The organism is Chryseobacterium sp. sg2396, assembly GCF_042610505.1.
Lineage (GTDB): Bacteria > Bacteroidota > Bacteroidia > Flavobacteriales > Weeksellaceae > Chryseobacterium.
The window spans coordinates 1-4,902 of sequence record NZ_JBHGAQ010000040.1 but is presented as its reverse complement, the minus strand read 5'-3'; the positions used below and the strand labels follow the sequence as shown (position 1 = coordinate 4,902).

The 4,902-nt window shown below is 41.5% G+C and carries 4 protein-coding genes and 1 pseudogene; 1 reads left to right on the top strand and 4 read right to left on the bottom strand.

What is annotated here, in order from left to right; all coding sequences use genetic code 11:
* Window positions 1–120: 120 nt before the first annotated feature.
* A complete protein-coding gene (locus ACED20_RS20915) occupies window positions 121–318 on the top strand; it encodes a hypothetical protein (RefSeq protein ID WP_345765912.1) in 198 nt (65 codons plus the stop codon).
* 63 nt (window positions 319–381) lie between these two features.
* Here ACED20_RS20915 and gcvP read toward each other — a convergent pair whose 3' ends face one another.
* The 4 genes and pseudogenes from gcvP to ACED20_RS20895 form a co-directional block, all read right to left on the bottom strand.
* A complete protein-coding gene (gene gcvP / locus ACED20_RS20910) occupies window positions 382–3,240 on the bottom strand; it encodes an aminomethyl-transferring glycine dehydrogenase (RefSeq protein WP_378106664.1) in 2,859 nt (952 codons plus the stop codon).
* 669 nt (window positions 3,241–3,909) lie between these two features.
* Window positions 3,910–4,560 (bottom strand): J domain-containing protein, encoded by a 651-nt coding sequence (locus ACED20_RS20905; protein ID WP_378106662.1) that lies wholly within the window; start codon window positions 4,558–4,560, stop codon window positions 3,910–3,912.
* A gap of 69 nt (window positions 4,561–4,629) precedes the next feature.
* Window positions 4,630–4,716 (bottom strand): annotated as a pseudogene (locus tag ACED20_RS20900) (DnaJ domain-containing protein); the annotation flags it as partial.
* Window positions 4,679–4,902, bottom strand: a 224-nt coding sequence (locus ACED20_RS20895) for a hypothetical protein (RefSeq protein ID WP_378106666.1), incomplete at its 5' end; no start/stop codon positions are given. The gene ACED20_RS20895 and the pseudogene ACED20_RS20900, both read right to left, overlap by 38 nt.

Here is a 4,902-nt window from a genome sequence, read left to right as displayed (position 1 = left end):
TAATCACCTCATGGTTTTTACCCGAGTTCACGTTATATTACAGAATTAAATAAAGGTATAAAATTAAGTGATAAAGCAATTTTTGATAATGAAATTGAATTAAATACTTTAGGAAAAATATTGGGCGACAATTTTGAAAATGCAAAAAACGGAGAAACTGTAGCTTCTATTTATCTATTTGGAATAAAATATGGTAAATTAATTAAGACAAAGAATTATTCGATAAATGATATTATAAAAATTTCAGGAATTAATCATACGTATTTTGCTGAATTGAACAAAGGAATAAAATTATCTGAATATTTATCAATAAAATAAAAATCTAAAACAAAAAAATCCCTCTCAATCACGAGAGGGATTCATTTTATATATCAGATCGAATTACATATACGCTTCAATCGGCTCACAGGTACAAACTAAGTTTCGGTCTCCGTAGGCTTCGTCTACTCTGGAAACGGTAGCAAAGAATTTGTGGTCTCTTACCCACTCTAACGGATAAGCGGCTTTTTCTCTGCTGTATGGTTTATCCCAGGAATCGGAGATCACCACCTGCTCGGTGTGCGGCGCATTTTTCAATACGTTGTTGGCGGCATCAGCTTCACCGTTGGCGATTTCATCGATCTCGTGTTTGATGGCGATTAAGGCCTCTGCAAAACGGTCGATTTCTGCTTTGCTTTCCGATTCGGTCGGCTCGATCATTAGCGTTCCGGCTACCGGAAAAGAAACCGTCGGTGCGTGGAATCCGTAATCCATCAGTCGTTTCGCAACATCAGCCACTTCAATGCCTAAAGACTTGAACTGTCTGAAATCGACGATACATTCGTGGGCTACTTTTCCGTTTTCGTTGGAATATAAGATCGGGAAGTGTTCCGCTAAGATTTCTTTCAGATAGTTAGCGTTTAAGATGGCGTGTTCCGTTGCTTTTTTCAGGCCTGAAGTTCCCAGCATTTTAATGTAAGCGTAAGAAATATTCAGGATCAGTCCGGAACCGTAAGGTGCTGCCGAAATTCCGTCAATCGATTCATTTCCTCCTACTTTAATGTTGGCGTTGGAAGGTAAGAAAGGAACCAGGTGTTTTGCCACACAGATCGGGCCTACCCCAGGACCTCCTCCACCGTGAGGAATCGCGAAAGTCTTGTGAAGGTTCAGGTGACAAACGTCTGCCCCGATGTTCCCCGGACTGGTGTAACCTACCTGAGCATTCATGTTCGCTCCGTCCATATACACCTGACCGCCATGTTCGTGGATCAGAGACGTAATTTCTTTAATGTTGGCATCGAAGAATCCATAAGTAGACGGATACGTGATCATTACACACGAAAGGTTTTCAGAATGCTGTTCGGCTTTGGCTTTCAGGTCTTCAAAATCGATTTCCCCGTTTTCCATGTTCTTCACGACAACGATCTTCATCCCCGCCATCGCTGCGGAAGCCGGGTTGGTTCCGTGTGCCGACTGTGGAATCAATACCACGTTTCTGTGACCTTCGCCTCTTGCAATATGGTATTGTCTGATTACCATCAATCCAGCATATTCTCCCTGGGCTCCTGAATTCGGCTGTAGGGAAGTTCCTGCAAAACCGGTAATTTCCGCCAAGTCTTTTTCCAGCTCACGGATCATTTCCTGATAACCGCCGGCCTGGTCTACCGGTACAAACGGGTGGATCGCTCCCCAGTTGTCCCATGAAAGCGGAAGCATCTGAGTAGCCGCGTTCAGCTTCATTGTACACGATCCCAAAGAAATCATGGAATGTGTCAGCGATAAATCTTTTCTTTCCAGACGCTTGATGTAACGCATCAATTCCGTTTCCGTATGGTATTTGTTGAATACTTCTTCGGTAAGGATTTCATCTTTTCTTAAATTCTCTTCCGGAATGCTGTATCCTTCCTTAATTTCCAGTTTGAAAGTCTGCTTGTCTTTGAACTGGGCGAAAGAAGCCATCAGGACATTCAGTTTATCCAAAGTCGTACTTTCGTTGATCGCGATGCTCACCACCCCTTCCGTGAAATAGTTCAGGTTCAGCTTGTGGTCCAGCATCATTCGCATCAGCCTTTTCTTATCGTCTTCATTGATCGTGATTTTTACCGTATCAAAGATCGGTTCTTCCACAATGTCGTATCCTAATGCTTTCAGTCCGCCTTTCAAAGCGTTGGCTTTGAAGTGGATCTGGTCGGCGATATAATTTAAACCTTTCGGACCATGGTAAACGGCATACATTCCGGCCATTACTGCCAGAAGAACCTGAGCAGTACAGATATTGGAAGTCGCTCTTTCTCTTTTGATGTGCTGCTCTCTGGTCTGCAATGCCATTCTCAGGGCACGTTTTCCATAAGCATCTTGGGAAACCCCAATGATTCTTCCCGGAATATCTCTTTTGTAATCTTCCTTACAGGAGAAGAAGGCAGCGTGAGGACCACCGTAACCCAAAGGAATTCCGAATCGCTGTGTTGTTCCCACGGCACAGTCGGCACCCATCGAGGCAGGAGATTTCAGCTTTACCAAAGCCATCGGATCGCAGGCAACGACTACCTGAAGATCCAGTTTCTTATATTCGGTAACATCTTCCGTATAATCCAGAACAATCCCGTTTTTCCCCGGATACTGCAACAGCACCCCGAAGTACGAACCGTCAAGCTCATGCGTTTTGTGATCACCTTCCACAATCTCGATTTCAAGACCTTCCGCCTTTGTTTTCAAAACGGAAATCGTCTGAGGCAATACGAGATCCGAAACGAAGAACTTGTTCGCTCCTGATTTCTTCTGGTCTTTTGTCCGGTTGTTGAAGAACATGTGCATCGCTTCTGCTGCTGCCGTAGATTCATCAAGCAATGAAGCGTTGGCCAGCGCAAAACCGGTAAGGTCGCACACCACCGTCTGGAAATTAAGGAGTGCCTCCAGTCTTCCCTGGGCGATTTCCGCCTGGTAAGGCGTATAAGCCGTATACCAGCTCGGGTTCTCGAAAATATTTCTCTGAATAGCCGACGGCAACAGGGTATTGTGATATCCGAAACCGATGTAGCTGGTGTAATCCGTATTCTTAGAAGCCAATTCCTTGGAGTGGTTCATCATCTCATACTCGGAAAGCGGAGCTGAGATTTCGAGATCCTTTTCTAGACGGATAGAGGAAGGGATGGTTTGAGCGATAAGCTCTTCGACACTTGAAACGCCAATTTTTTCCAGCATGGCCTGTTTATCGGCTTCATTCATGGAAATGTGACGGCTCACAAACTGTTCTGTATTCATTTTTATTTATTAGATTTTGTTTGTAAAAAAAGATTCGTAAAATTACGATTTTTTGGAAAATTGCACAACTAAATCGGAATCATAAATAAATAACGCAAAGTATTCTATCTTATTCAAAATTAACTGCTTTTTATTGCCTTTTTATATGTAAATCAGATTAAAATGATTTTTATCAGCAAAAATAATTCACTTTAGACGTTTGAAAAATTCACAAAATCAGCGATCCCTATTTTCTATACAGGAAAATCTTAACATAATTGATCCTTTTCCGCTGGTCTTTATAAGTATCGCGAAGTTATGCCGTAAACAGCTAAGTGTTAAAAGAATAAATATTTTCAGATTTTACTATCTGTATTTATTCTAAATTAATATATTTGCATCATGAATATGATCGTTCCTTTCAAAGTACCGCCATTGGCTCCTGCTTTTACAATGAATACCGAAGAAATCTACTGTGGTGAAAAGAAATCCTGTTGTAAGAAATTCAAAAAAGGGAAGAGATGTAAAAAGTGTCCTGGGAATAAGAAATTGGCTTAATTGTAAGCTGAAAGAGGGAAGCTGGGGCTGGAAGTTTTTTGGTCCAAAAACAATCTATGACCATACATAAAAATCCTGCTTTTTATCTAAACATGGATTTATCCTAGTGTTTAATGTTATATTAACTTCTGGTTAATGCCCGAAATTTTTAATGAGAAAGTAAAGGGCCACAATCAGCATCACCATCCCGATGACAAGTCTCGCTATTTTCGGCTGTCCGGTCGGATTGGTTGTCGTCCGTGGCTGGGATTTAAATAATTCTTCCGCTTTGTCTTTGAATTTCTCCGTATTGCTTTCAAAAACTTCCGTAATGGTAATGCCCTGAACCGCCGTTTTGTGCAGCAGCGAATTCGTCGCATGAAGCAAAATCTGGAACTTTCCGCCCTTGAATTCCGTTATTTTAAATATCCTTTCGCCGTAAGCTTTTTCCAGTCCGAACGGCAAAACCTTCACTACATCCGCATTCTGGGTCTGCCAGGTAATGATGATCTCCTCCCCTTTCTTTGCATGAATCTTATTCGCTGAAAACGTTTTAATGGATGGCGGAACCGTATACCGGAAGCTTTTCTGATGGCCCTCCAGATTCTGATCGTAAGAATACCGGCTGTTTTTATCGCTCAATGTTTCATAAGCTTCCTGGATTTCCCGGAACCGGTCGGCAAAGAAGGCATCGTTTTCATTTTTATCCGGATGGTATTTTAAAGACAATTTGCGATATGCCTTTTTGATGTCCTCTTCCGAAGCATCATTTGAAATCCCGAGAAAATAGTAGTAGTCTTTCATTGAACCTTACAAAAATAGGGAAATTATTTTCTTTGCTGGTAATAGGATGTTGCATNTATCCGGATGGTATTTTAAAGACAATTTGCGATATGCCTTTTTGATGTCCTCTTCCGAAGCATCATTTGAAATCCCGAGAAAATAGTAGTAGTCTTTCATTGAACCTTACAAAAATAGGGAAATTATTTTCTTTGCTGGTAATAGGATGTTGCATTTTTAACGCGATGTCCGCTAAGATTTTTTTAAAGCGTTGAGAATATTTTTCGTTCGCAAAGGCATTGCATTCAGCAAATGATAGCAATGTTAAGTAATACGTTCCGTTCGATGAACACAAAGCACAGGAGG

What these genes read in the sequence shown, in the direction of transcription:
- gcvP (WP_378106664.1), bottom strand. Translation starts at nt 3,240, where the DNA reads ATGAATACAGAACAGTTTGTGAGCCGTCACATTTCCATGAATGAAGCC.
- ACED20_RS20905 (WP_378106662.1), bottom strand. Translation starts at nt 4,560, where the DNA reads ATGAAAGACTACTACTATTTTCTCGGGATTTCAAATGATGCTTCGGAA.